We start from the raw sequence: 25868 nt of genomic DNA, 5'->3' as shown, positions 1-25868 counted from the left end.
TCTGGACCGGATGCGCCCCCATGGACAGCCCGCATGATCAACAACCCGATTTTGATCATTGTGGCGGCAAATGCCGGACCCCCATGACAATACCCATCACCATGGCATTCCAGCCCATCGTCGATCTGGCGCAGGGGACGATTTTCGCCCATGAAGCCCTGGTGCGGGGGACGGAGGGCCAGTCGGCCCAATGGGTTTTGGATCAGGTCAATGATGATAACCGCTATAGTTTCGATCAGACCTGCCGGGTAAAGGCGATCGAAATGGCGGCAGCGCTGGGCATGAAGGAAAAGCTGTCGGTCAATTTCCTGCCCAACGCCGTCTATCAGCCGGCCACCTGCATCCGCACCACGCTGGAAACGGCACGCCGCACCGGCTTTCCCATTTCACAGATCATGTTCGAAGCCACAGAGGCGGAACGGGTGGAGGATGTACCCCATCTGCGCCGTATCCTGACCGAGTATAAGCGCCAGGGCTTCACCACCGCGATTGATGATTTCGGCGCTGGCTTTTCCGGGCTGAACCTGCTGGCGGAGTTTCAGCCGGATATTGTGAAGATCGACATGCAGCTGACGCGCGGCATCGAAGCTGACCGTATCCGGCGCGCCATCGTCGGCGGCATCCTGTTCGCCTGCCGGGAAATCGGCATCACCGTCATCGCCGAGGGGATCGAGACGGCGGAACAGGAACAGACCCTGCGGGAAATGGGCATCAGCCTGATGCAAGGCTATCGCTACGCCCGCCCCGCCTTCGCCGCCATGGCCGACCGGATCGACCATCTCCACCCGCAGGACTGATACAGCCGGCGGGAAGCCCCCACCGGCTGCACCTTAAAGAATCAGGCCTCTGCCGGACCCTCTGCCGCCGGCGCGGCCAGCCGTTCGTCCAATTGCGAGGCCAGCGGGTGGCCGGGATGGGCCGCCTTCCAGCGATCCACCAGGGCCAGGGCCTTGGGCCGGTCCTGTTCGGCGATGGCCAGCACCAGATTGGCGAACTGCACATGCGCCACCTGCGCCTGCGGGGCCAGCGTGGTGGAGGAGAGATAGCGTTCGGCCGCCCCTTCCAGATCGCCCAGCACTTCCAGCGTGCGGCCCAGGGCGAAAATCGCCTCCGGGAAGGGCGGGCGCAGGGTCAGCACCTCGGTAAAGGCGACGCGCGCCTCTTCCACCTGGCCCAGCCGGAACAGCAGGTTGCCCAGGTTGAAGCGCGGATCGACGGCGCGCGGGTCGGCGGCGGCGGCACTGCGATAGGCTTCCACCGCCAGCGGCAGGTCGCCCATCTGTTCACGCACCAGGGCCAGACCGACCCAGGCATTGGTGAAAGCCGGGTCCAGTTCCACGGCGCGGGACAGGCTTTCCAGCGCCTCCTCGAACTTGCCCTGCTGGGCCAGCGCCATGCCCAGATTGTGGTGCGGCGGCGGGTGATCCGGCTTCAGGGCGCGGGCCTTCTTCAGGGCCGGCACCGCCTCGTCCAGCTTGCCCAGCCCTTGCAGCGTGGCGCCCAGGTTGGACCAGGCGACGCGCACATCCGGATGGTCAGCATAGACCTTGGTGATCTTGCGATAGGTATCCGCCGCTTCCTTCAGGCGGCCCTGCCGGTGCAGTTCCGTCGCCGCGCGCATATCGGCGGGAAAGGCGGACCACATCGCATCGGTCTTGCTGATGTCGGCGATCTTGCGGCGGCGGTCGTGGCGGTTCATCGAAAGGGACACCCGGAATTCTTGGTTACGCACGGTGGCACTGCCGGCCTTGATAGCAGCGTCACGGACAAAACGGAACAAATTGCAGCGGTCTGGTCACAAGAGAGCGGACACAAGGCATCAAAACAGAAAAGAACGGGGCCGGCCCCATCGCTGGTGCCGGCCCCGCCCCCTACGGTAGCCGTAGACGATCCGCTTGGCGGTTAAGAACCCGCCGGCGGACCCAATCCGTATCAGCCGAGGATAAGCCCGGTGACGGAGAGATCCGCACGGGTCCGCAAAGTGGAACGAGACATCGGATCACCTCCTTTCATTGGTTACAGGGACAAGGGAGAGTATGGGCATTTCCCTTCCCCCCGTCAAGGCAATTAATCCGAACCCGGATGTATTGCCACAGATTCAAATGAGAATTGTTGTCATTCCTATTGCGTAAGCGCCCGGCTGGCGTATGTTTCCCGGCAATTCTGGTTGGGGAACCATTGCGATGACATGGATGGCGGGTCTGGGCTTTGTCCTGTCTGCGGCAGCATTGGCGGGCTTCCGCCTTGCCTGGGCGCGGCAGGATCAAGCCCGCTGGGCGGCGCTGGCGCTGGGGATTGCCCTGGTGCTGGCGACCCTGTGGGCATGGTCGATGGCGGCCGGGGCAGAGGTGGGGATTCCCCTGGGCATCACCTGCCTGTGTCTGGCCGGTTATCTCTTCGTTGGTGCCAATATGGAAATCCGGCCAGCGCGGGCCCGCCGGGTCACCGCCACGCCGGAGGAGCGCAAGCCGAAATTCGGCCGCGGTGTCGTGCGCTTCATCCTGGCGGGGCCGCTGGGGGCGGTTGCCTCCATCGGCATTGGCATTGCGGTCGCCATGCAGGCGCCGATGGTAGAACAGACACGGCTGGTGATCGGCGCCACGCTGGTGCCGCTGGTCTGGGCTGGCTGCATGGCCTGGACCCTATGCGATGGCCGCGTCATCCGCTCTGCCATGGTGCTGAGCGGTACGGCCATTGCCGGCTATGCCGTCGCCCTGCTGCCGCTACTGTTTAAGGGAACCGTTTGATGAGCCGGATCACACAAAACCAGGAGGCCGGCAGCAGCTTCGTCCGCTCCATGCTGGCCGGCCATTCGGCCCTGGGCATCGCCTTTGCCGCCCTGATCCTGCTGGTCTGCTTCTCCGGCACGGTGGCCGTGTTCCATGAGGAGCTGCGGCGCTGGGAGGAACCGGCCGCCCCCCTGGTGACGAATGCCGACGACATTGTCATCCAGCGAACGCTTGATCACATCGTGGCCAAGGCCCGTGAGGATCAGGCATTGCATGAAGTCACCCTGCGCCTGCCCAGGGCGGAGCTGCCCCGGCTGAGTGCCGAATATCACGATCATGACAGCGGCAAGGAAGCGCATTGGTATGCGGATACCGACGGTAATCTGACCCGACCGCAGGTGGAGGGCTGGACGGAATTCATGCGCCGGCACCATTATTCCTTCCATGGCGGCACCTGGGGCATCTATCTGGTCGGCATTTCCGGTGTGGCCCTGCTGTCACTGGTGATGTCCGGCATCATTTCGCATCCGCGCATTTTCCGCGATGCCTTCGCCCTGCGGCTGGGCGGCTCCCGCCGCCTGCAGGAAGCCGATATCCATAACCGCCTGTCGGTCTGGGGCCTGCCCTTTCACATCGCCATTTCCCTATCCGGTGCCTTTCTGGGACTGGCGGGGCTGGTAACGCTGGTGCTGGCCTATGCCGCCTATAATGGCGACACACAAAAGGCCATTCTGGCGGTTTTGGGGCCGCAGGCGACGGAAGATGAACGCCCTGCCCCCATTCCCGCCGTGGCGCCGATGCTGGCCCAGATGTGGGAGCGCGCGCCCGATGCGCGACCGGTCTTCCTTCATATCGATCATGTCGGCACCGCCGGCCAGATGGCCATGATTGCCGCCCATGACCCACACCAGCTTGCCTATACCGACCGCTATCGCTTCGATGCGGCCGGCAAGCTGATCTGGGTTGGCGGCTATGACAAGGGGACGGTCGGGATGCAGACCCTGGCGGCGATGCAGCCGCTGCATTTCGGCAGTTTCGGTGGATTGCCGGTAAAGCTGGCCTATGGCGTGCTGGGCATCGCCATCTGTCTGGTCACCTCCACCGGCATCACCATCTGGCTGGCGCGCCGGCGCGACCGGGGCAAACCGGCCCCACATTGGGAACGGGTCTGGGCCGCCATCTTCTGGGGCCAGCCCATCGCCTTCACCGTTTCCGCCCTCACCGCGCTGGCGGCGGGCTGGCCGCCCATCCCGGTTTTCTGGGCCAGCACCCTGGCCGTGCTGGCACTGGCCGCCCTGCGCTGGGAGGCGGCGCAGCTCTCCTTCCGGCTGCGGCTGGTCACCGCATTGCTGCTGGTCCTGCTGGCGGTCAGCCATGGGCTGCGCTGGCAGGGGGCCGGCGACCCGATGATGTGGTGGATCGATGGCGCCCTGCTGCTGGCCGCCGGTGCCATCGGCCTGACCCTGGCCTGGCAATGGAAGGGTGGCACGGCACTGGCCCAGACCGGCCGGGCCTGAGACGGCGAATAACCAAATAAACAGCGGGCCGGTGGCAGCGGCCCGCCTCAATCTCGCATGGCCGGAAATTGCGACTGACAATCAGAACAAGTCGCCCACCATGCACCTCATACAGGAGTGGGAATTGCAGAAGAACCTGATGCGGGCCGGTGCGGCCTTTGTCGCCCTGCTGGCCGGTGGCGTGATCGCCCAGGCGCAGGAAACCCAGGTGGCTGAAGCCGGCACCGTGGAAGAAATCATCGTCACCGGGGAAAAACAGGCCCGATCGGTGCAGGACACGCCGACCAGCGTGAAGGTGATCGGCAAGGAACAGATTGAGAATGAGCTGCTGACCAGCCTGAACGACGTGTTGCTGCGCGCCGCCAATGTGGCCGGGCGCGAAGGGCGCGGCTTCTCCATCCGGGGCATGGATAGCTGGAACGTCTCCGGTGCCGGGTCGGGGTCGATGGCGACGGTCTATGTCGATGGGGCGGCAATGCCGCGCCGGGCCATCACCTTCAATTCGATCAATATGTGGGATGTGAAGCAGGTGGAAATCCTGCGCGGGCCGCAATCCACCATGCAGGGCCGCAACGCGCTGGCGGGGGCGATCATCGTCACCACCGAAGATCCCAGCTTTGATTACAAGGGCAAGGCCCGGCTGATCGTCGGCGAAGGCGGCCGGCGGGAATATGCCGCTGCCGTCGGCGGCGGTCTGGTGGAAGATGTGTTGGCCTTCCGCCTGTCTGCCGAACGGGCGGACAGCGACGGCTATATCCGCAACGTCACCCGCAACGACCATGCCGATTACAAGCGGCTGGAAAATTACCGCGCCAAGCTGCTGTTCACCCCGGCGGGCCTGCCCGATCTGGTGGTGAAGCTCAATGCCAGCCACGCCAAGAATTTCCTGGGCGAGAATTACACTGATATCAGCACACCCAACCCGTTCAAGGACCGGCTGGCCTTTTTCGATGCCGAGACCCGCACCAAGGTCGGCACCGACATGGCGACGCTGGATGCCAGCTACAGCCTGTCCCCGGAAGTCAGCCTGACGGCGCTGACCACCTGGAGCCTGGTGAAATATAATTATGCCAGCGACAATGACCGCACGGCCAAGCCCGAGGCAACGGGCGTTCTGGGGGATCGTGCCCGCAGCCTGTCGCAAGAAGTACGGGCCAATCTGGATCTTGGCGGGTTAACCGGTGTGGCCGGGCTCTATTACGCCAAAAGCCGCAGCCACGATAAATCCGACACCGGCGTCGGGCTCAGCCTAGCCCGGGCCGGCCTTGCCGGCCTGCTGGTGGCCCCGCCGGCGCAGGGCGGCTATGGCCTGCCGCAGAGCCTGGCCAACAGCGTGATCGCGCTCTACCCCACCGATGTTCGGCTGCGGTCGCTGCAAGACACACCGGAGGATGTGGAATCCTATGCCCTGTTTGCCGACGCCACCTATGCGGTGACCGACAAGCTGAAGCTGCTGGGCGGCTTCCGCTGGGATAAGGAGAAGCAGACGCGCAGCGTGGATAACAGGGTCACCATCCTGTCCACCCTGCCCAACCCGGCCGGCTTCACCGCCCCGGTCAGCACCATCATTACCGGCATTAATGGCGAACTGGCACGTCAGGCCCGCGCCGCCAGCTCCACCCAGCCGGAAAAATCAGTGGATTTCGGGGCCTTCCTGCCCAAGGCCGGCGTCACCTACGAATGGACACCGGATCTGTCCACCAGCTTTGTCGCCCAGCGCGGCTATCGTTCCGGTGGCGTGATGATCAATACCGCCCGTGCTTCGGTGGTGGAATATGATCCGGAATATGTCTGGAACTATGAATTGTCGCTGCGCAGCCAATGGCTGGACAAGCGGCTGACGGTGAATGCCAACGCCTTCTATATGGATTTCAAGGACCAGCAGGTCTCCATCCAATTGTCCGGCAATGTCTATGATACGCAGACGGAAAATGCCGGTTCCTCCCACCTTTATGGGGCGGAGCTGGAGACCAGCTATATCGTCTCCGATGCTTTGTCAGTCTATGGCTCGGTCGGCTATACCCGCACCAAGTTCGATGATTTTTCCTATGGCAGCGGGCTGACCGCCCGCAACCTGGCCGGATATGAATTCCGCTTCGCCCCACACTGGACGATTGCCGGTGGCGGCACCTGGCGGGATGAAAGCGGCCTCTATGTCAACGTGAACGCCAACTATACCACTGATTCCTATTCGGAAATCGCCATCCAGGATGACCGGCTGAACAGCGCCCGTCTGCTGGTGGGCGCCAAGGTCGGGTATGAGACGGAGCAGTTCGGCGTCTATGCCTATGTCACCAACCTGCTGAACCGGGATTATTATTCCGGCCGCTATGTCAATTATCAGTGGGCCAATCTGGGCGACCCGCGCGCCTTTGGCGTGGTGGGGGAGGTGCGGTTTTAAAGAAGATTGGGGCGGAAGGCGGCAGCGTCTGTCGTTTTCAGGTTGAGTACCCACCGTCACCCCGGCGCAGGCCGGGGTGACGGAAAGGGAAAGCATTTCAGACAGACTCTACCGCCGCCATGCCACCAGCCGGCGGGCGGCCTCTGCCACCTCTGTTTCCGACGCAGCAAAGCTGATGCGCAGGAAATGGCGGCCACGGGCGGGATCGAAATCCAGACCCGGCGTCAGGGCCACCCCGGTTTCGGCCAGGATGCGGCGGCAGAACGCCTCGCTGTCATCGGTCAGGCCGCTGATATCGGCATAAAGATAAAAGGCCCCGTCCGCCGGGGCCAGCCGGTCGAACCCGGCCTTGGGCAACTCATTCAACAACAGGTCGCGGCTGCGGCGATAGCGGGCAACATGCTCATCCGCCTCCGCCACACTGTCAAAGGCCGCCACGGCGGCATATTGCGACAGGGTGGGCGCGGAAATATACAGATTCTGGGCCAGACATTCGGCCGCCCGCACCAGTTCCGGCGGCACAACCATCCAGCCCAGCCGCCAGCCGGTCATGCTGAAATATTTGCTGAAGCTGTTGATGATGATGGCACGGTCGGAAAAAGCCAGCGCCGTCTGGGCCGGCACCGGGCCGAACTCAATCCCATGGTAAATTTCATCACTGACCAGCCGGACACCATTTTCTTCGCACCAGTGCGCCAGTTCGCCCAGCGCCGCCGGGGACAGCATGGTGCCGGCGGGGTTGGACGGGCTGGCCACGATCAGCCCGCGTACCGGCCGGTCCAAGGCGGCCAGTTGCGCCGGGGTGGGCTGGAACCGGGTTTCCGGCCCCGTTTCAATCTCCACCGCTTCCAGCCCCAGCGCCTTAAGGATATTGCGATAGGCGGGATAGCCGGGGGACGCCAGGGCCACCCGGTCCCCCGGCTCGAACGCCGCCAGAAAGCCCAGCAGGAACCCGGCCGAGGAACCGGTGGTGACGGCAATGCGCTCGGCCGGCACCGACACGCCATAGCGGTCGCGATACCAGCGGGCAATTGCCTCGCGCAGCACCGGCACGCCGAAGGCATCGGTATAGCCGATCTTATCGGCATCCAGGGCGGCGCGCGCCGCCCCAATCACCTTGGGCGGGGCAGGGGTGCTGGGCTGGCCGATTTCCAGATGCAGCACGTCACCCCCGGCCGCCGCCCGTTCATTGGCGGCGCGCATCACCTCCATCACGATGAAGGGTGCGACAGTACCGCGCGCTGATGCCGCCCAATTCGTCCCCTGCCCCTTGAACTGCGCCCTTCCCTCGCCCCAATTTTCATGGCTAGTGTCGGGGTGAGGGGCGTTGGCAATGGATAGACTCATGTTTGCGGTTCCAAAGCGGATTGCCAGGACGGCCGTGGCCTTGCTGATCTCGGCGACCCTGATCGTGCAGCCAGCCATGGCGCAACGGTCGATCAGTTTCATCCGCGACACCGAAATCGAGCATATATTGCGCGACTACGCCACCCCCATCTTCAACGCCGCCGGCGTGGTGCCGGAGGCGGTGACGATCGGGCTGGTGCGGGCGGATTCGCTGAACGCCTTTGTGGCCGGTGGGCAGAACATGTTCTTCCATACCGGCTTCCTGATGGATACCACCCTGCCGGAGCTGATCGGGGTGACAGCGCACGAGACGGGGCATATTGCCGGCGGCCATCTGGCCCGCAGCAGCGATGCCATGTCGGATGCCGCCACCATCGCCACCATCTTCACCCTGCTGGGCTTGGCGGCGGCCCTGGGCGCCGGCCGGTCGGATATCGGCATGGGCGTACTGGGCGGCGGGCAGGAAGCGGCGATGCGCACCTTCTTCGCCTTCACCCGCGCCCAGGAAGGTTCCGCCGACGCCGCCGCCACCGTCTATCTGGAAAAGAATGGCTGGAGCTCGGAAGGGCTGCTGGCCATGATGCAGAAGCTGGCCGGACAGGAATTACTGCCGGAAAACCGGCAGGTGGAGTTTGTGCGCACCCACCCGCTGACCCAGAACCGTATCCAAGCCATCCGTTACTTCGTGGAAACCCAGTCGAAGAATAACGGCAAGCGCTTCCCGGAGGATTTCTACGACAAGCATGAGCGGATGGTGGCCAAGCTGATGGGCTTCCTGCGGCCCGATCAGGCGTTGCGCCATTATGATGCCAAGGACAATGCCCTGCCCGCCCGCTATGGCCGCGCCATCGCGCTCTACCAGAAGGGCCGCACCAGCGAGGCCCTGAACCTGACCGACGGGCTGATCGCGCAGGAAAAGAACAACGCCTATTTCTATGAATTGAAGGGGCAGATCCTGTTTGAGGATGGGCGCCCCGCCGATGCCGTGATCCCCTATCGGGAATCGGTGCGGCTGGACCCGGAATCCGGCCTGCTGCGCGCCTCGCTCGGTCATGCGCTGCTGGAGGTGGGGGATGACCGTTTTCTGGATGAGGCCATCGGCCACCTGAATGCCGCCGCCCGCCAGGAACCCGGTTCCGCCCTGGTCTGGCGCCTGCTGTCCAGCGCCTATAGCCGGGCCGACCGCCAGCCGCAGCTTGCCTACGCACGGGCGGAAGAGGCGCTGGCGCGCGGCGATATCCGCGCCGCCAAGTTCCATGCCGACCGGGCTGAACGGCTGTTGCCCGCCGGCTCACCGGAATGGATTCGCGCGCAGGATATCCGGGTGATGGTGGAAAGCCGGGCGGGGATGACCAACTGAGGCATCCCTCCGCCGTTGGCTGCGGCGGCGTTCCCCTGTAGATGTGCCGTGTGATCGGACTAACCAACGGGGCAGAAACCTGCACCCGTGCTGTTTATGAAGAACAGAACGGGTGTGCGACGCAAGACACCCACCTGACTGATTGGCATATCTATCATTCACAGCCGAGGCAACGGATCGGGTTGCTTGGTGAAAGGGGCATGGCGTGTATCGCCATGCCCCTTTCTACTTTCGACTGAGCAGTAATAGATTTCCGAATAAACGATTATATTTTGTAATTATATTAATTAATGAAATATTAAAGATGGGCCAATGGCAGCGATAGAAGGGGCGCTTATTTAATCGGGAGCCGATATGCAAATTCAAAAAGAGAAAAATCACCCACCAAGTGCCATAAGGAGCCTAATTTCTTCTCTTATCTAGGTCAACGGAACCAAAGGAAATGCGAGTTAAGAATTTCTTCATCATCTGTGTATCAATCACCGGCATGATTGCCATCATCATGTCACTGCTGGTCCTGAGCAGCCAGATTGCCCGCTACAATGCTGGGAGCGAAGCTCTGAAGCAGATTGATGCTGCCAGCAAACTGGTTAAGGTGTTGGAATTGGTGGCAATTGAACGTGGCAGCATCAATCTGGCATTGCTCAACGAAAAGCCAGCAGAAGAGACCCTGCGCAAGGCGATGACGGAACAGGTCACGGCCAGCCGGAACGCCACGGAGGCCGCTGCCGAGGTCATGCAGAAGCTGGCCAATGCGGCAAAGGCGCGTACCGCGTTCGACAATTTCCGTCGTGATGTGGAAACGCTGCGCAATGCCGCCATGGCAGAAGGGCTCAAGCCTGCCGACCAGCGCGACCAGAATATGGTGAAGAATTATTCCAACCGCCTGACGGTGCTGCTGGATTCCCTGGGGGCAGCGCTGGACCAGGTGGAAACCAATATCAACGAATTTGACGATTCTGCCGGGGATTATGTCTCCACCGCCCGTGTGGCAATGGATATGCGCCTGGCCCTCGGGGCGAAAAGCACGCTGATGACCCAGTTCGTCACCATGCGCGCCCCCGCCAAACCGGAACAGCTTGAAAAGCTGGCCGAACTGAGCGCCCGCGTCGACGAACTCTGGCGCCGCACCAAGCTGCTGGCCGGTCAGGTTGACCGCCCCGAAGCCCTGGCACCGGCTGTAGACCAGGTGGTGGCGAAATACATCACCGCCCAGGGGGAGATTTACAAGAAGGTCGAAGCCGCCATGCGCCGCGACGGTCAGACCGGGCTGGAGGTTGCCCCCTTCCGCACGCTGCAATCTTCCAATCAAAGCACGGTCATCGACTTGCGCGATACGGCCCTGACCGCTGGCCGCGACTATCTGACCGGGGAAGTGGCCTCGGCGCGGACCAATATCATCCTAGACATCCTGCTGTGTCTGGCCATTGCGGCGGCCGTCATCACCCCGGCGACCTTGTTCACCCGCCGCGTGGTCAATCCGCTGGCCCGCATCACCCAGGCCATCAACCAGATGGCCGGCGGCAATCTGACGGTTGCCATCGAAGGGGCCGAGCGCTCGGACGAGGTGGGGGACATTGCCCGTGGTCTGACCGTGTTCAAGCAAGGCGCCCTGGAACAGCGCCGTCTGGAAAGCGAAGCCGCCGCCGCCGCTGCGGCCCGTGACCAGCGCGTCGCCCGCCTGGAAGCGCTGATCGCCCGGTTCGAAGGCCAGTCGGCAGAAACATTGGGGATGCTGGCCACCGCCGCGGTGGAGCTGGACAGCACGGCCCGCACCATGTCCGGTTCCGTGGAACAGACGACGCGCCAGGTGGCCATGTCGGCCGCCGCCGCCGGCCAGACGTCGGCCAATGTGCAGACCGTGGCCGCCGCCACGGAAGAACTCGCCTCCTCCAGCCAGGAAATCGGCCGGCAGGTGGCGGAAAGCGCCAAGATCGCCGGCACCGCCGTCGGTGAGGTCCGTCAGGCCGGCGCCACGGTACAGACCCTGGCCGATGCCGCCCAGCGCATCGGTGAGGTGGTGCAGCTGATCACCGATATTGCCGGCCAGACCAACCTGCTGGCCTTGAACGCCACCATCGAGGCTGCCCGCGCCGGGGAGGCCGGCAAGGGCTTCGCCGTGGTGGCCGGTGAGGTGAAGAATCTGGCAGGTCAGACGGCCCGCGCCACCGACGATATCTCCAGCCAGGTGGCGCAGATTCAGTCGGCAACAAATGGCGTCGTCTCCGCCATCAGCGATATCGAGGCCACGATCCGGCGGGTCAGCGAAATCGCCACCACCATCGCCTCTGCCGTGGAAGAGCAGGGTGCCGCCACGGCGGAGATCGCCCGCAATGTGCAGCAAGCCGCCCATGGTTCGCAGCAGATTTCCAGCGGCCTGATCGAGGTGAAGCAGGCGGCGGAGGATACCGGCGATGCCGCCGGCAATGTGCTGACCGCGTCCGGCAAGCTGGCCCGCGATGCGGAAGAGCTGCGGGAAGAAATCGGCGAGTTCCTGAGCAATATCCGCGCCGCCTGAACCCTGGCGCACGGGCACCCGCCGGTGCCCGTGCCGCCCTTACGGCAGCCAGGGTTTTGCCCCGTCAGTATTCAAAGTGTGTTCGATATTCAGGCCAATTGTCAGCCCACCGGCGACACTGCCCGGCTCCTTGCCGGGCAGGGCGAAACTGACCTGAACACTGAACTGGCTGGTCGATTCATCAAAGCTGATGGCATCGACGAAGATGCTGTCCGGCCCCTTGGGCACCGTCTGGCTGAATTTCGCTTCATCCGCCTGCCAAAGATCACTGGGCAGCGGATCGGCCGCCAGGGTAAGGCCGGCATTGTCGAACAGTTGAATTTCAGCCACCTCCCCTTTCGATGCGGCACGCAAGCGCGCCAGCAGGGACGAGAGCGGATGGTCACGCACGGCCAGCACCAGCGGATGGTTCATGGCGGCGCGGTGTTGTTGATAGAGACCATCCCGCTCCAGGATTTGCGGCACGGACAGGCCGGCACTGGCCTGATCCGCCATCAACAAGGCTGGCAGCAGGCGCGGGTCTGCCAGCAGCATTTCCTGGATATGGCGGGCAACCAGCAGAACCGCCCGCCGCTCCATCGGGGAAAGCGACATGCTGCTGGACGGACATGCCGCGATCTCCCGATTGAACCGCTCCAGAAAGCCTGGATTCGCGTCAAGAAAGGCATTGGAGAAATAGACACCCAGCGGCATATAGCGCTCGAAGGAAATCGCCAGTGCCGTGGGATCGACCCCGGCTTCCTTCCAGGCGATATGCAATTCCGCTTCGTCCACCAGCACCGCGTCAACCCGTCGGGCAGCCAGCATCCGCAACAGCTGCACCGTCGAACGGGCACCCCCACCAATATTCGCCCCCTGCCCTTCCAGCCATTTCAACTGGTTGGAGCCCAACACCGCCGCCACCCGTTGATCCTTCTCCAAGGCAAAGCGCATCGGCTTCACGCCCGTCAGGGTCACCCAAACCCAGCGTTCCAGCGCCAAGGGCAAGGAAAGGCGGCCATTGCCGCTCTGGTCGAAATCCGACGCCACGGAGAACAGACCCTGTGCGGTGCCATTGCGCACCTGTTCCCGGGCGCGCAGCCAGGGGGCAAGGTCCACCTCGTACCGCTGATTCAACCGGGTCATCACGCAGGATAATGTGCGCATGGAACTGCCATCCAAGGCACCATCCACCATTTCCTGATAAGGCGGGGCGATATTGGTCAGGAACTGCAAAACGTCCGAGGCCGACGCCTGTGGGATGGCGACCAGACTTGTCATGAACGGCGCCAGCAGGCACAGGGCCTTTGCGGCCATGCGCATCATCGCTCCCCATTCTCTCCGGCCATGAATACCGGACCATAGCAGAAGCGATGGTACCCCCGGCCGAACCTTCTGCAAATCTATCCAGAAGGTCCGGCCGGGAATTCACCATATTCAATCCGTGAATTTATTATTCTTGGGGAAACCGTTGGGCGGGAGCTTGCCGGGCGTGCCACGGAAGGCGACCCAGCCGGACAGTTCCGGCATGGCAACGGTGCGCACCCGGCCCTCCGTCCCACCCAGCTTCCAGCTCAACCCGTCAGCCAGATTGAACAGCTTCAGGTCGGACAGGCTGGCATCCTTGTATTTCTGCAAGGCGACGCCCTTACCGCGTGCCAGCAGCGGCACTTCCTCCAGCTTGAACACCAGCAGGCGGCGGTTATTGCCGATCACCGCCACGGCATCACCTTCCACCGGCACGGCCAGCACCGCGGTGGAGCCATCGCCCGTGTTCAGTACCTGTTTGCCGGCGCGGGTCTGTGCCACCACATCATCAGCTTCCACCTGGAAGCCGCGCCCGTCGCTGGAGGCCACCAGCAGACGGGTACCGGGCCGGTGGCGCAACATGCCGATAATTTCCGCCTCGCCCAGATCAATCATCAGGCGTACCGGCTCACCAAAGCCACGGCCGCGCGGCAGCTTGTCCGCGCCCAGCGTATAGAATTTGCCGTTGCTGGCGAAGATCAGCAGCTTGTCCACCGTCTCCGCATGAAGGACGAAGCCTTCCTTATCGCCTTCCTTATATTTGGTCTCCGCCGTCTCCGCCGGGCCCAGATGCTTGGAAACCGCCCTGATCCAACCCTTTTCCGACAGGAAGATGGTCAGCGGCTCCCGCTCGATCATCGCTTCCACGGGCACGGCCAGATCGGTCGGGGCTTCGCCGATCTCCGTCCGTCGTTCGCCCAAGGCGGTGGAACGGCCAAATTTCTTGTCCATCTGCTGCACTTCCGTGCGGATGGCCTTCCAGCGCTTGCCCTCATCCTCCAGCAGGCTGGCCAGCGTGGCCCGCTCCGCCGCCAGGGCATCATGCTCCTTCTTGATCTCGAACTCTTCCAGCCGGCGCAAGGAACGCAGCCGCATGTTCAAGATGGCCTCAGCCTGCACATCGCTCAGGCTGAAGGTGCGCATCAGTTCCTTTTTGGGCTCATCCTCTTCCCGGATGATGCGGATCACCTCATCCAGGTTCAGATAGGCAATCAGATAGCCGCCCAGCACTTCCAGCCGATGGTCGATCTCCCCCAGCCGGTGGCGCGAGCGGCGGATCAGCACCTCCTGGCGGTGATCCAGGAAAGCCTTCAACACCTCGTGCAGATTCATGACACGGGGGATCAGCCCGCCATCCAGCACGTTCATATTCAGGCTGAATCGGGTTTCCAGATCCGTGTTGCGGAACAGCTGTTCCATCATCACGGCCGGATCGACATTCCGGCTCTTAGGTATCAGCACCAGCCGGATATCTTCGGCCGACTCGTCGCGCACATCTTCCAGCAGCGGCAGCTTCCGCTCTGCCAGCAGCTCAGCGATCTTCTCCACCAGGCGCGATTTCTGCACCTGATAGGGGATTTGCGTCACCACCACCTGCCAGGTGCCCTGACTCAGCATCTCCTTGGTCCAGCGCGCCCGGGTGCGGAAGGCCCCGCGCCCGGTGCGATAGGCCTCGATGATGTTGGCGCGGCTTTCCACCAGCACGCCGCCGGTGGGAAAATCCGGCCCGCGTACCCAGCTCACCAGCTCATCCACCGTCACCGGGCGGCGCTTTTCCGGGACGGGCAGCAATTCCCGCTCGATGATCAGGTTCAAGGCGCCGCAGATTTCGCCGACATTATGCGGTGGAATGCTGGTGGCCATACCGACCGCAATGCCGGCCGAGCCATTGGCCAGCAGGTTGGGGAAGGCCGCCGGCAGAACGATCGGCTCCTCGCCATCCCCGTCATAGGTGGGGCGGAAATCGGTGGCGTCCTCCTCGATCCCCTGCATCAGGGCCTTGGCCACCTCGGTCAGCTTGGCCTCGGTATATCGCATGGCGGCGGCGTTATCGCCGTCGATATTGCCGAAATTACCCTGGCCTTCCACCAGCGGGTAACGGCTGGCGAAATCCTGCGCCAGCCGCACCAGCGCGTCATAGACGGACTGGTCGCCATGGGGGTGGAACTTACCGATCACATCGCCGACCACGCGGGCCGATTTCTTCGGCATCGTGTTCGGGTCCAGCTTCAACTGGCTCATCGCGAACAGGATGCGGCGATGCACAGGCTTCAACCCGTCGCGCACGTCGGGCAGCGAGCGGGAGACGATGGTGGAGAGCGCGTAGGACAGATAACGCTCACCCAAGGCATCGGCGAGGCGCTTGTCCACGATTTCAAAAGCGGCGTCGGTCATGCGCCATCCATACCAGATATGGTTTGCTGACGGGTATAGCGTTCTACGAAGCGCCGCCGGGCCGGCGGCAGATCGACATGGCGCTGGGCGAAGACGAAACGTTCCAGGAAATAGCCTGTCAGGTCCAGCCCCTGCTTCACCTCTTCATAGCCGCCCGCCGAAAGCCCCAGCAGAAAGGGCGGCAGCGGCAACAGCTTATCCTTGAACGGCTCCGCCGCACTGGTGCTGACGGCGCGGCCGGTGCGGGGGCTGATATGGGTGAGGGTTTCATTGCCCAGTGCTGCCAATTCCCGCCCCGTGGCCGCACAGCGGGAGAAATCCAGGCCGAATCCGGCCAGCTCCAGCAACCCCACCTCCCAGCGGACATAGACCTCCGCCCAGACATCCAGCAGCAGCGCCTCGAACAGGGCCAGCGTGGCCTCATACAAAGCGGGATGCGGCTCGCGTTCGGGCAGAATCGTATCGATCAGGGCGCAGGCGGAGATCAGACAGGCCAGCCGGTCCGGCTCATCCAGCAGCTGGGCCGCCGTGGCCCGTTCCAGTTCCAGGGCATAATGGCCGAGCTGGTCCGACAGACGCGCCCGCCAATGGGCAGCAACGCGGGAACCCGGTTCCAGCGTGGCGCGGTGGCGGCTGGACTGGCCGCCATGTACCAGACCCGCATGGCGGCCATGGTCGCGCGTCAGCAGCACCGCCAGGGCAGCTGTTTCCCCATGGGGGCGGGCGGCGAGCATGATCGCCTGATCGGTCCATTCCATGAACGGCAGTTTAATATAAATTCGAACAAAAGCGAACATGCGTAGCGAAGGCGCCGTCCGATGGTATAATATCTCTATCCGATCCAATCTTCCGGCCACGCTTCCTTGCCCGACTCCTCAGAAGACACCATGGCCCAACGCTATATGCTGGCTGCTTTCGCCAGTGGTGAGGCTATCTGGGATTGGGATGTTTCGAGTGATCGGCTGTTCCTTTCCCCCGGCTTTCGGGCCTTCCTGCCGGTGCCGGCAAACGGGCAGGATATCTGCCTGGGCTTCTGGTTTTCCCATGTCCATCCCGATGACCTGCCTTGGCTGGAGGCGACATTGCGCTCGCCTGACCGGCTGGCCGGGCGTCGGGTGGTCATTGAACATCGGGTGCGCAACCCCAAGGGGGACTGGACCTGGCTGATGCTGCGCGGTGCCGTTCAGGCCGGGCCGGATGGCGGCATCACCCGGCTGATCGGCACCGCCATCGACATTACCGAACGCAAGCAGGCGGAGGAAAAACTGCGCCTGTCGGAGGAGCGGCTGGCCCTGGCGGCCGCCGCCACCAATGACGGTCTCTATGACTGGGATCTGCGCAGCGACCGGCTTTATTATGCCCCCCGCTGGAAGGCCCTGATCGGCCATACAGAGGAAGAGATTGGCGACGGGCCGGAGGAATGGCTGAACCGGGTGCATCCGGAAGACCTGATCTGGCTGCAGGCGACCCTGGATGCCCAGGTCTCCGCCGGTGCCAAGCCCTTCCAGATCGAATACCGAATCCAACATGCCAGCGCCGGCTGGCGCTGGATGCTGTGCCGGGGCATTGCGGTGATGGATGCCTCAGGGGAGCCGCTGCGCCTCGTCGGCTCGCAATCCGACATTACCGACCGCAAGGTGGCCGAAGAACAGCTGCGCATCAGCGAGGAACGCTATGCCCTGGCCGCCCAGGGCGCCAATGACGGGCTGTGGGACTGGCGGATCAGCGAGGGCGATGTCTATTACTCCCCCCGCTGGTCGGACATGCTGGGCCTGCCCCATGGCGAATGGACCGGCACGATTGAGGATTGGTTTGCCCTGATCCATGCCAGCGACCTGCCCGGCCTGCGCGCCGCCTTTTCCCTGCACCTGTCCGGCGGGACGGAGCATCTGGAACATGAGGTGCGAATCCGCCATGACAGTGGCGGGGAGCTGTGGGTCTTGATCCGGGGGGTCGCCATCCGCGACGCGCTGGGTGATGCCGTCCGCATGGCCGGGTCGATGACCGATATCACCGACCGCAAACGCGCCGAACAGCAGATCCTGTTCGATGCCTTCCATGATGGGCTGACCGGGCTGCCCAACCGCTCTCTGCTGCTGGACCGTATCAGCCAGACGCTGGGCCGCCGCCGCCGGCCGGACGATCCGCCCTGCGCCGTCATCCTGTTCGATCTGGACCATTTCAAGCGGGTGAATGACAGTCTGGGGCCGCTGGCCGGGGATGAAGTCCTGCGCCTGCTGGGCCAGCGGCTGGAACGGGAGCGGCGGGCCGGCGACACGGTGGGCCGCATCTCCGCCGATGAATATGCCGTACTGATGGATGGGGTGGTGGATGTGAAGGCAGCCCTGTCCGCTGCCACCCGGCTGGCCGCCCGCATTGCCGAACCGCTGCAGCTGACCAGCGGCGAACGGGTGGTGCTGACGGTATCGGGCGGCATCGCCATGTCACACACCGGCTATACCCAGGCGGCCGACATGCTGCGCGATGCCAGCCTGGCCATGTTCCGCGCCAAGGGCGATGGCCGCAACCGGGTGGAAATGTTTGACGAGGCGCTGCGTGACCGTGCCATGTCCCGCCTGCGCACGGAAACGGACTTGCGGCAGGCGGCCGATCTGCAGCAGCTGGCCCTGCATTACCAGCCCATCGTCCGCCTGTCCGATGGCAGCATCGCCGGATTCGAAGCGCTGATCCGCTGGAACCATCCGGAGCGCGGCATGATCGCGCCTTCCGAATTTGTCCCGCTGGCCGAAGATACCGGCCTGATCCTGCAAATCGGCCGCTGGGCCTTGGGGGAAGCGACGCAACAGCTGGCGCGCTGGCAGAAGGCGCATGGCAGCGGCCTGTTCATGAGCGTCAATGTCTCCGGCCGGCAGATGCTGGATGATGACATTGTCGGCCATGTCCATGCTGCCCTGGCCGCGTCCGGTATCGCGCCGGAAACCTTGAAGCTGGAGATTACCGAAAGCCTGCTGATGGATGATCCGGGGCGCGTGGTGGTGCTGATGCAGCAAATCCGCGATCTGGGGGTCGGCCTGTCGCTGGATGATTTCGGCACCGGCTATTCCAGCCTCTCCTATCTGCACCGTTATCCGGTCGGCACCTTGAAAATCGACCGCGCCTTCGTGCATGGCACGGGGGAGAATGATCGGCGGGAAGAGATTTCCCGCATCATCCTGCTGCTGGCCAAAAGCCTGGATATGGATGTGGTGGCCGAAGGGATTGAAACGGCGGCGGAGGTACAGTTCCTGCGCGGCCTGGAATGCCGGTATGGCCAGGGCTTCTATTTCTCCCGTCCCCAGCCGGCCGGGGTGGCGGAGGCCCTGCTCTCCTTGCAGAGCCTGCCGAAAGCCTAGGGCACTGTTACCGCCGCAGCCAGTGTGCTTCCGGCGGGCGGCGGTGCTCCCAGCCTTCCCGCTCCAGTTCCGGCCGCCCCTCCTCCGTCGCCGGATAGCCCAGGCAGAGATAGCCGACCAGCCGCCAGCCCGCCGGCACATCCAGCAGTGCCGTCACGGTGTCGGGGTCCAGGATGGAGACCCAGCCCAGCCCCACCCCATGGGCGCGGGCTGACAGCCACAGGGTGAAGATGGACATGGCGGCGGAATACAGCACGGTTTCCGGCATGGTACGCCGACCCAGCCCGTGACCCTGCTCGGGGTCGGTTTCGGCGAACACGGCCAGATGCACCGGCGCCTCCACCAGACCCGCCAGTTTCAGCCTTGCATAATCAGACCCGCGCCCGCCCTGCGCCTGTGCGGCCAGGGCGTCGGCATTGGCATGGCGGAAATCATCAATCACCGCCTGCCGCCGGGCCGCATCTTCCACGATGACAAAACGCCAAGGCTCCGACAGGCCGACGCTGGGGGCCAGGCAGGCATCGGCCAGCAGCTGTTCCAGCAATCCATCGGGCAGCGGGTCATTCTTGAAATGGCGCACATCGCGGCGCCAGCGCAAAAGCTGGCGGAACCGGTCACGGAATTCGGCATCGAAATCCGGCATGTTGCGCCCTTTCTCAGCTGTAAAGCTGTTTGGCCCGTGTCTCAAACGCCGCGACCATACGCTTCACCGCCTCATTGAACAGGGCGCCGATGATGGTCTGCAGCATCTTGTTGCGGAATTCGAAATCCACATAAAAATCAACGACGCAGCCCAGTTCGTGCGGTTCGAACACCCAGTGATTATTGAGGTGGTGGAACGGTCCCTCAACATATTCGACATGGATGGACAGCTTGTCCGGGTCCAGCGTCACCTTGCTGGTGAATTTTTCCCGGATCAGCTTGAAACCGATCACCAGATCGGCCCAGATCAGCCGTTCCTGCCGCTTGCGGATGCGGCAGGCCACGGCCCAGGGCAGAAATTCCGGATAACGCTCCACGTCAGCGACAAGATCATAGAGCTGCTGCGGCGTGTAGGGCAGTACACGCCGCTCGGCATGGGTCGGCATCTCTCTGGCGCTCCGTTCGATCCCGCCTTACAGCGACGCCTGACCGGTTGCCAGGGCAACAATATTGATGGCGGGCGCTTGCGCTGCCAGCTTGGCTTCCCGCGCGGCCCGCAATTTCCGGAAATCATCCCCGGCATGGTAGGAGCTGCGGGTCAGCGGGCTGGATGACACCATCAGGAAACCCTTGCCGCGGGCAATGGTTTCATAGGATGCGAACTCTTCCGGCGTGACAAAGCGATCCACCGCCGCATGTTTGGGCGTCGGCGCCAGATATTGGCCGATGGTCAGGAAATCCACGTCGGCGGCGCGCAGATCGTCCATCACCTGCCCCACCTCCTCCTTCGTCTCCCCCAGACCGACCATGATGCCGGACTTGGTGAAGATGGAGGGATCAACCTCCTTCACCCGCTGCAACAGGGCCAGCGAGGTAAAGTAGCGCGCCCCCGGCCGGATGGTCGGGTACAGGCGCGGCACGGTTTCGAGATTATGGTTGAACACGTCCGGCCGCGCCTCGGCCACCAGCTCCACCGCGCCCGGCTTGCGCATGAAATCCGGCGTCAGGATTTCAATGGTGGTCTTGGGCGCGGTCTGGCGGATGGCGCGGATGGTGCGGGCGAAATGGTCGGCACCGCCATCGGGCAGATCGTCACGATCGACCGAGGTGATGACGACATGTTCCAGGTCCAGCCCGCCCACGGCTTCGGCCACCTTCTCCGGCTCATGCGGGTCAAGGGCCAGCGGCTTGCCGGTGGCGACATTGCAGAAGGCGCAGGCGCGGGTGCAGATGGCACCTAGAATCATGAAGGTGGCGTGCTTCTTCTTCCAGCACTCCCCAATATTGGGGCAGGCCGCCTCCTCGCACACGGTATGCAGCTTTAACCCGCGCATCAGGTCGCGGGTTTCGGCATATTCGCGGCTGGTCGGCGCCTTCACGCGCAGCCATTCCGGCTTGCGCAGGATCGGGTTATCCGGACGGTGCGCCTTTTCGGGGTGGCGGACGCGGGGTTCTTCGATCGTCATGGCCCTGACCTTGGGAATTGCCTTGGCCTCCAAGATAAGATGTCAGGGCGTGGGAACCAAGGCCGCTGTGCCGCCACCCTCCCCCGCAGGCTTTGCAGGGCCAATGGCTTGTGGCGTCAGGGCGATCTGCGCCAGCAACGCCAGATGGTCGGATCCGAAGGGCGGCAAACGGCGGACATTGACGGCCGACACACCAGTGCCGCCTAATATATGGTCAATGGGGATACCGGTAAAAATCAACGGACCGGAGGGCCATGTGGGGCCCGTATGGGCGATGCGGGTATAGCCACTCTCGCTTACAAGCTTGATCGTGCTTGACCACGGGGCGGCATTAAAGTCGCCTGCCACCACCACTGGCTGAGGCAGGGTCGGCAGCCAGCGTGCCAGCCAAATTGCCTGTGCCCGTTGGGTTTCCGGTTCCACGGGACGGCTGAAATGAACGACCACAATCGTAAACGCCCCTTCAGGGTGTTCAATGCGCGCAGCCAGAACATTGGGAAATGGCGGACCATCATGCCAGCCACTGCGGGCTTCCAACAACGTTGCCGGCCAGCGAGACAGCACCATGTTGCCACACCCCGCATTCTCGCAATAAACCCGGTGAGGCCAAAATCCCCCCAAGCGACCTTGCCAGCGTTGCGCCTCGGGATCGGTAAGCTCAACGATACTGACGAGATCCGGTGCCTCCCTGTTCAGCATCGCCGCGATGGCCTCGGGCGTTGGGTTGAGGTGCCAGAGATTCGCGTGCAGCAAAGTGAAACGCGTCTTACCGGATGGTGCACCACCATCTTCATAAAGGCTCGGCAGCACATAGAACAGGTTCAGGGCCAAGATCAGTCCAGCCAACAGGGCCAGCAGACGGCGGCGGAACACAAGACCGACGGTGAGGATACCGGCAGCCAACCAGAGATATCCAATGCGCAGATGTTCCAGCGTCGCTAGACCGGCAACCGAGGATTCTCCCCAGAGCGGAAGCGAAACCGTGGAAAGAATGGCGGCGGCAAGCCAAAGACAAGCGATAAAGGCATGACGCATGGAAAACTTCATGGCGGCCCGGATGATAGTGGCTCACAGCCTTGCGCCCCAACGTCATAGCAGACCAAAGCGATCAAGGCACGCCACGGATAGGGGAAAATGACGGCGCCATGGAATGGGGGAAGACTTTTCCCGTGAAAAGCGTATCATATTCAATCGCTATTTCTTGACCTTAAAAGGTTGTTCGCCATGCGTAATTTTGGCATCGCTGTGTTAGCTGCGGGGGGAGTGCTTTTGCTCTCCGCCTGCTCGGTTGTCAGCACCGCAGCTTCTGTAACGGGCTCCGTCGTTGGAACCACCGTTGATGTGGCCGCTACAGCGATCAGCACGACGGCAAGCGCCGCGACAAGCCCGGTGCGGGATTGAGAGCTTTTGATCCCAAAGGCACTTTACAAAAAAGAGAGGGCTAATGCCAGAGATCGACAAGGAAGGCTCACGCGTTTGGCGTAATCGCCTCAGAGACATCTTGAACCGAGACTGGGACCCCATTGGCGGATGCCCGGACGACGAATATGACGGGTACCTTGGCACAGTTGCCGCCATGCTCCGAGAAAACGCGAGCGATGATGAGTTGGTCGCCTACTTCAAGTGGGCTGAGACCGAACACATGGGCCTTGGCTCAGAAGACCAATTCAACCGGGAGCGCATTCTCGGCGTAATTGCTGCTTTGCGCAGTGCTGGACCGCCACCTTGATAAGAAGGGCATCCCAAGAACATACGCATGGGGGTTACCTGAGCCATGGGGATAAGCCTCAATATTTTTCAAAATATGACTGAGATTCAGCAATCAAAGATGAACAGAAAAAAGGGCGGCCACCGGGGCCGCCCTTTCAACATCAAAACCACACGCGCCGATCAGTAATGGATGGCGCGACCATAAGCGGCCAGCACCGACTCGTGCATCATTTCCGACAGCGTCGGATGCGGGAAGACGGTGTGCATGAACTCGGCTTCCGTCAGTTCCGCCGTCTTGCCGATGGTGTAGCCCTGGATCAGCTCGGTCACTTCCGCACCGATCATATGGGCACCCAGCAGTTCCCCGGTCTTGGCGTCGAACACGGTCTTGACCAGACCTTCCGGCTCACCCAGCGCGATGGCCTTGCCATTGCCGATGAACGGGAAGCGCCCGACCTTCACCTCATGCCCGGCGGCCTTGGCCTTGGCTTCTGTCAAGCCGACAGAGGCGACCTGCGGGAAGGAATAGGTGCAGCCGGGGATGTTGGTCTTGTCCATCGTGTGAACATGCGGCAGGCCGGCAATCTTCTCCACGCAGATGATACCTTCATGGCTGGCCTTGTGCGCCAGCCAGGGGGCACCGGCCACGTCACCGATGGCATAAACACCGGGTTCGTCCGTGCGGCCATAGCCGTCATTGACGATGTGGCCGCGGTCCAGCTTGACCTTGGTGTTTTCCAGGCCCAGCCCTTCGGTATTGGCGACGATACCAACGGCGGAGATGATGCGGTCAACCGTGACCGTTTCCACCTTGCCGGCAACATCGATATGGGCCGTCACGCTGTCGGCATGGCGGTCCAGCTTCACCACCTTGGCACCGGTCTTGATCTTGATGCCCTGCTTGGTGAAGGCCTTGGCGGCCAGCCCGCTGATTTCCTCGTCTTCCACCGGCAGGATGCGGTCCAGCACCTCCACCAGGGTCACATCAACGCCCATGGCCTTGTAGAAGCAGGCAAATTCCACGCCGATGGCACCGGTGCCGATGACAAGCATCGATTTCGGCGTGGCGGTCGGCACCATGGCTTCCTTATAGGTCCAGACCAGCTTGCCATCGGGCTCCAGGCCCGGCAGCACGCGGGCGCGGGCGCCCGTGGCGATGATGATGTGCTTGGCCTCGGCATCCGTCACCTTGCCATCCTTGGCGGTGACGGCGATCTTGCCCTTGCCCAGCAGCTTGGCCGAGCCGTCCAGCACGGTGACTTTGTTCTTCTTCAGCAGGCCCTTGACGCCGGCGGAGAGCTGGTTGGCCACGCCACGGGAGCGCTTGACGATGGCTTCCACATCCAGCGTTACCTTGCCTTCGACCTTGATGCCGTAAGCCTGGGAATGCTGGATGTAATGCGCGATCTCCGCAGAGCGCAGCAGCGCCTTGGTCGGGATGCAGCCCCAGTTCAGGCAGATGCCGCCCAGATGCTCACGCTCCACCACGGCGGTCTTCATGCCCAACTGGGCGGCGCGGATGGCGGCAACATAGCCGCCGGGGCCGGCACCGATGACGATGAGGTCGAAATTCTCGGCCATGATCTTGGTCCTTCGTGTCAGGGCGCTGAGATCGGCAACAGGAGGCGTCAGGCCTCAACCATCACCCACCCCACCTCCGTCATCCCGGCGAAGGCCGGGATCCAGGGGCCACAAGCCCAACGTTTCAGCAGCTTTGATCGGAAAAACCCTACCGTGGTGCTCTTGGCCCCTGGATCCCGGCCTTCGCCGGGATGACGGTAGAGAGAAGCAGGAATAGGGTAGGAGCCATCGGCCCCCACCCCATCCACATCACAGCATCAGGGTGATCGGGTCTTCGATCAGGCCCTTCAGCAGCTTCAGGAACTCCGCACCCACGGCACCATCGACCGAACGATGGTCAACCGTCAGGGTCAGGGACATGACGGTGGCAATCGCCAGCGCGTCGCCCTTGACCACCGGGCGCTTCTCACCCGCACCGACTGACAGAATGCAGCTCTGCGGCGGGTTGATGATGGAGGTGAAGCTCTTGATGCCGAACATGCCCAGGTTGGACACGCTGAACGTGCCGCCCTGGAATTCTTCCGGCTTCAGCTTGCCTTCCTTGGCCTTCTTCGCCAGTTCCTTGACCTCGGCGGAGATGGTGGCCAGGCCCTTGCGGTCGGCGTTCTTCACGATGGGGGTGATCAGACCGCCATCGGTGGAAACGGCGACGGAGACATCGACATTCTCATACTGAAGAATGCCATCCTCGTGCCAGGACACATTGGCCGCCGGGTACTTGGCCAGCGCAATGGCCACCGCCTTGACCACGAAATCGTTGACGGAGATCTTCTCCCCCGACTTCGCGTTCAGTTCGGCGCGCAGCTTCAGCAGGTTGTCGATCTCGCAATCAACAGCCAGGCCAAAGTGCGGGATGGTCTGCCAGGCTTCGGTCAGGCGCTTGGCGATGGTCTTGCGCATCCCGCTGTTGGGCAGAACCTTGTACTTCATGCCCAGCTTGTCGGCCAACGCCTTGGCATCCACACCCTTCGGTGCAGCGGCCACGGGGGCCGGGGCTGCCGCCGGGGCGGCGGCGACCGGGGCAGCGGCGGCGGGTGCCGCAGCGGCCTTGGGCGCACCACCCTTCAAGGCTGCTTCCACATCGGCCTTGACGATACGACCATGCGGGCCGGTACCAGCTACGGCCTTCAGGTCCAGACCACCCTGGGACGCCAGACGGCGGGCCAGCGGGCTGGCGAACACGCGATCACCAGAGGCCGCAGCAGCCGGGGCTGCCGGGGCGGCGGCGGCCGCAACCGGGGCAGCAGCAGCGGGAGCCGCAGCAGCAGCCGGTGCAGCGGCGGCCTTGGGGGCGGCGGACAGGGCGGATGCATCTTCCCCATCTTCCAGGATGATGGCGATGCGGGTATTCACCGCCACGCCCTCGGTCCCCTCGGCCACCAGGATCTTGCCCAGCGTGCCCTCGTCCACGGCCTCCACTTCCATGGTGGCCTTGTCGGTTTCGATTTCGGCCAGCACGTCGCCGGACTTGACCTTATCGCCTTCCTTTTTCACCCACTTCGCCAGCTTGCCTTCCGTCATGGTCGGCGAGAGCGCGGGCATCAGGATATCAACGGGCATCTT

At 63.1% G+C, this 25868-nt stretch carries 19 protein-coding genes; 8 read left to right on the top strand and 11 right to left on the bottom strand.

Annotation, left to right across the window (positions count from 1 at the left end; translation table 11 throughout):
* The first annotated feature begins 83 nt into the window (after window positions 1-83).
* Window positions 84-797: an EAL domain-containing protein gene (locus PCJ49_RS09225; RefSeq protein ID WP_269910675.1), complete on the top strand. Its 714-nt coding sequence runs from the start codon at window positions 84-86 to the stop codon at window positions 795-797.
* Window positions 798-838: 41 nt separating this feature from the next.
* Here PCJ49_RS09225 and PCJ49_RS09220 read toward each other — a convergent pair whose 3' ends face one another.
* Complete coding sequence (locus tag PCJ49_RS09220; RefSeq protein ID WP_269910674.1) at window positions 839-1699, bottom strand: tetratricopeptide repeat protein; 861 nt, start codon at window positions 1697-1699, stop codon at window positions 839-841.
* A gap of 484 nt (window positions 1700-2183) precedes the next feature.
* Here PCJ49_RS09220 and PCJ49_RS09215 point away from each other — a divergent pair, with 484 nt between their 5' ends.
* The 3 genes from PCJ49_RS09215 to PCJ49_RS09205 all read left to right on the top strand — a co-directional run bounded on the left by PCJ49_RS09215 (window position 2184) and on the right by PCJ49_RS09205 (window position 6647).
* Entirely contained in the window at window positions 2184-2747 is a 564-nt protein-coding gene (locus PCJ49_RS09215; protein ID WP_143270683.1) for a hypothetical protein, read from the top strand.
* Window positions 2747-4246: a PepSY-associated TM helix domain-containing protein gene (locus tag PCJ49_RS09210; RefSeq protein WP_269910673.1), complete on the top strand. Its 1500-nt coding sequence runs from the start codon at window positions 2747-2749 to the stop codon at window positions 4244-4246. Before PCJ49_RS09215 ends, PCJ49_RS09210 begins: the two co-directional genes overlap by 1 nt.
* A 124-nt stretch (window positions 4247-4370) precedes the next feature.
* Window positions 4371-6647 carry a TonB-dependent receptor gene (locus PCJ49_RS09205; RefSeq protein WP_269910672.1) on the top strand — a complete coding sequence of 759 codons (2277 nt, stop codon included), beginning with the start codon at window positions 4371-4373 and terminating at the stop codon, window positions 6645-6647.
* A 108-nt stretch (window positions 6648-6755) separates the two neighbouring features.
* Here the strand turns inward: PCJ49_RS09205 and PCJ49_RS09200 are convergent, their stop codons facing one another.
* A complete protein-coding gene (locus PCJ49_RS09200) occupies window positions 6756-7859 on the bottom strand; it encodes a pyridoxal phosphate-dependent aminotransferase (RefSeq protein WP_269910878.1) in 1104 nt (367 codons plus the stop codon).
* A 133-nt stretch (window positions 7860-7992) separates the two neighbouring features.
* On the opposite strand from PCJ49_RS09200, the gene PCJ49_RS09195 reads away from it, so the two are divergent.
* Both PCJ49_RS09195 and PCJ49_RS09190 read left to right on the top strand, forming a co-directional pair.
* Window positions 7993-9354, top strand: coding sequence for a M48 family metalloprotease (locus tag PCJ49_RS09195; RefSeq protein WP_269910671.1), 1362 nt, complete (start codon window positions 7993-7995; stop codon window positions 9352-9354).
* Between the two features lie 442 nt (window positions 9355-9796).
* A complete protein-coding gene (locus tag PCJ49_RS09190; protein ID WP_269910670.1) occupies window positions 9797-11872 on the top strand; it encodes a methyl-accepting chemotaxis protein in 2076 nt (691 codons plus the stop codon).
* 39 nt (window positions 11873-11911) lie between these two features.
* On the opposite strand, the gene PCJ49_RS09185 is transcribed toward PCJ49_RS09190, so the two are convergent.
* The 3 genes from PCJ49_RS09185 to recO all read right to left on the bottom strand — a co-directional run bounded on the left by PCJ49_RS09185 (window position 11912) and on the right by recO (window position 16311).
* Window positions 11912-13168 carry a hypothetical protein gene (locus tag PCJ49_RS09185; protein WP_269910669.1) on the bottom strand — a complete coding sequence of 419 codons (1257 nt, stop codon included), beginning with the start codon at window positions 13166-13168 and terminating at the stop codon, window positions 11912-11914.
* Window positions 13169-13288: 120 nt separating this feature from the next.
* On the bottom strand, window positions 13289-15553 hold the full coding sequence (gene parC / locus PCJ49_RS09180; RefSeq protein ID WP_269910668.1) for a DNA topoisomerase IV subunit A: 2265 nt from the start codon (window positions 15551-15553) through the stop codon (window positions 13289-13291).
* Window positions 15550-16311 carry a DNA repair protein RecO gene (gene recO / locus PCJ49_RS09175; RefSeq protein ID WP_269910667.1) on the bottom strand — a complete coding sequence of 254 codons (762 nt, stop codon included), beginning with the start codon at window positions 16309-16311 and terminating at the stop codon, window positions 15550-15552. Before recO ends, parC begins: the two co-directional genes overlap by 4 nt.
* A 129-nt stretch (window positions 16312-16440) precedes the next feature.
* On the opposite strand from recO, the gene PCJ49_RS09170 reads away from it, so the two are divergent.
* Window positions 16441-18906, top strand: a complete 2466-nt coding sequence (locus tag PCJ49_RS09170; RefSeq protein ID WP_269910666.1) for a GGDEF domain-containing phosphodiesterase — start codon at window positions 16441-16443, stop codon at window positions 18904-18906.
* Between the two features lie 7 nt (window positions 18907-18913).
* Here the strand turns inward: PCJ49_RS09170 and bluB are convergent, their stop codons facing one another.
* The 4 genes from bluB to PCJ49_RS09150 are packed head-to-tail and all read right to left on the bottom strand — an operon-like array spanning window position 18914 to window position 22049.
* Entirely contained in the window at window positions 18914-19549 is a 636-nt protein-coding gene (gene bluB, locus PCJ49_RS09165; protein ID WP_269910665.1) for a 5,6-dimethylbenzimidazole synthase, read from the bottom strand.
* 13 nt (window positions 19550-19562) lie between these two features.
* Window positions 19563-19994 (bottom strand): type II toxin-antitoxin system RatA family toxin, encoded by a 432-nt coding sequence (locus PCJ49_RS09160; RefSeq protein WP_269910664.1) that lies wholly within the window; start codon window positions 19992-19994, stop codon window positions 19563-19565.
* A gap of 27 nt (window positions 19995-20021) precedes the next feature.
* Window positions 20022-21014: a lipoyl synthase gene (lipA, locus tag PCJ49_RS09155; RefSeq protein ID WP_089286484.1), complete on the bottom strand. Its 993-nt coding sequence runs from the start codon at window positions 21012-21014 to the stop codon at window positions 20022-20024.
* A gap of 42 nt (window positions 21015-21056) precedes the next feature.
* Window positions 21057-22049, bottom strand: a complete 993-nt coding sequence (locus tag PCJ49_RS09150; protein ID WP_269910663.1) for an endonuclease/exonuclease/phosphatase family protein — start codon at window positions 22047-22049, stop codon at window positions 21057-21059.
* Between the two features lie 409 nt (window positions 22050-22458).
* On the opposite strand from PCJ49_RS09150, the gene PCJ49_RS09145 reads away from it, so the two are divergent.
* Complete coding sequence (locus PCJ49_RS09145) at window positions 22459-22743, top strand: hypothetical protein (protein ID WP_269910662.1); 285 nt, start codon at window positions 22459-22461, stop codon at window positions 22741-22743.
* A 161-nt stretch (window positions 22744-22904) separates the two neighbouring features.
* Here PCJ49_RS09145 and lpdA read toward each other — a convergent pair whose 3' ends face one another.
* Both lpdA and PCJ49_RS09135 read right to left on the bottom strand, forming a co-directional pair.
* Window positions 22905-24305: a dihydrolipoyl dehydrogenase gene (gene lpdA, locus PCJ49_RS09140; protein WP_269910661.1), complete on the bottom strand. Its 1401-nt coding sequence runs from the start codon at window positions 24303-24305 to the stop codon at window positions 22905-22907.
* 249 nt (window positions 24306-24554) lie between these two features.
* On the bottom strand, window positions 24555-25865 hold the full coding sequence (locus PCJ49_RS09135; RefSeq protein WP_269910660.1) for a pyruvate dehydrogenase complex dihydrolipoamide acetyltransferase: 1311 nt from the start codon (window positions 25863-25865) through the stop codon (window positions 24555-24557).
* Window positions 25866-25868: the final 3 nt, after the last annotated feature.

The organism is Niveispirillum sp. BGYR6, assembly GCF_027568365.1.
Classification (GTDB): Bacteria; Pseudomonadota; Alphaproteobacteria; order Azospirillales; family Azospirillaceae; genus Niveispirillum.
This window is presented reverse-complemented; position numbering and strand designations above follow the sequence as displayed.

What these genes read in the sequence shown, in the direction of transcription:
- PCJ49_RS09225 (WP_269910675.1), top strand. Translation starts at nt 84, where the DNA reads ATGACAATACCCATCACCATGGCATTCCAGCCCATCGTCGATCTGGCG.
- PCJ49_RS09210 (WP_269910673.1), top strand. Translation starts at nt 2,747, where the DNA reads ATGAGCCGGATCACACAAAACCAGGAGGCCGGCAGCAGCTTCGTCCGC.
- PCJ49_RS09150 (WP_269910663.1), bottom strand. Translation starts at nt 22,049, where the DNA reads ATGCGTCATGCCTTTATCGCTTGTCTTTGGCTTGCCGCCGCCATTCTT.
- PCJ49_RS09215 (WP_143270683.1), top strand. Translation starts at nt 2,184, where the DNA reads ATGACATGGATGGCGGGTCTGGGCTTTGTCCTGTCTGCGGCAGCATTG.
- PCJ49_RS09135 (WP_269910660.1), bottom strand. Translation starts at nt 25,865, where the DNA reads ATGCCCGTTGATATCCTGATGCCCGCGCTCTCGCCGACCATGACGGAA.
- PCJ49_RS09220 (WP_269910674.1), bottom strand. Translation starts at nt 1,699, where the DNA reads ATGAACCGCCACGACCGCCGCCGCAAGATCGCCGACATCAGCAAGACC.
- recO (WP_269910667.1), bottom strand. Translation starts at nt 16,311, where the DNA reads ATGGAATGGACCGATCAGGCGATCATGCTCGCCGCCCGCCCCCATGGG.
- parC (WP_269910668.1), bottom strand. Translation starts at nt 15,553, where the DNA reads ATGACCGACGCCGCTTTTGAAATCGTGGACAAGCGCCTCGCCGATGCC.
- PCJ49_RS09195 (WP_269910671.1), top strand. Translation starts at nt 7,993, where the DNA reads ATGTTTGCGGTTCCAAAGCGGATTGCCAGGACGGCCGTGGCCTTGCTG.
- PCJ49_RS09200 (WP_269910878.1), bottom strand. Translation starts at nt 7,859, where the DNA reads ATGGAGGTGATGCGCGCCGCCAATGAACGGGCGGCGGCCGGGGGTGAC.
- PCJ49_RS09170 (WP_269910666.1), top strand. Translation starts at nt 16,441, where the DNA reads ATGGCCCAACGCTATATGCTGGCTGCTTTCGCCAGTGGTGAGGCTATC.
- PCJ49_RS09185 (WP_269910669.1), bottom strand. Translation starts at nt 13,168, where the DNA reads ATGGCCGCAAAGGCCCTGTGCCTGCTGGCGCCGTTCATGACAAGTCTG.
- PCJ49_RS09160 (WP_269910664.1), bottom strand. Translation starts at nt 19,994, where the DNA reads ATGCCGACCCATGCCGAGCGGCGTGTACTGCCCTACACGCCGCAGCAG.
- PCJ49_RS09190 (WP_269910670.1), top strand. Translation starts at nt 9,797, where the DNA reads ATGCGAGTTAAGAATTTCTTCATCATCTGTGTATCAATCACCGGCATG.
- PCJ49_RS09145 (WP_269910662.1), top strand. Translation starts at nt 22,459, where the DNA reads ATGCCAGAGATCGACAAGGAAGGCTCACGCGTTTGGCGTAATCGCCTC.
- lpdA (WP_269910661.1), bottom strand. Translation starts at nt 24,305, where the DNA reads ATGGCCGAGAATTTCGACCTCATCGTCATCGGTGCCGGCCCCGGCGGC.
- bluB (WP_269910665.1), bottom strand. Translation starts at nt 19,549, where the DNA reads ATGCCGGATTTCGATGCCGAATTCCGTGACCGGTTCCGCCAGCTTTTG.
- lipA (WP_089286484.1), bottom strand. Translation starts at nt 21,014, where the DNA reads ATGACGATCGAAGAACCCCGCGTCCGCCACCCCGAAAAGGCGCACCGT.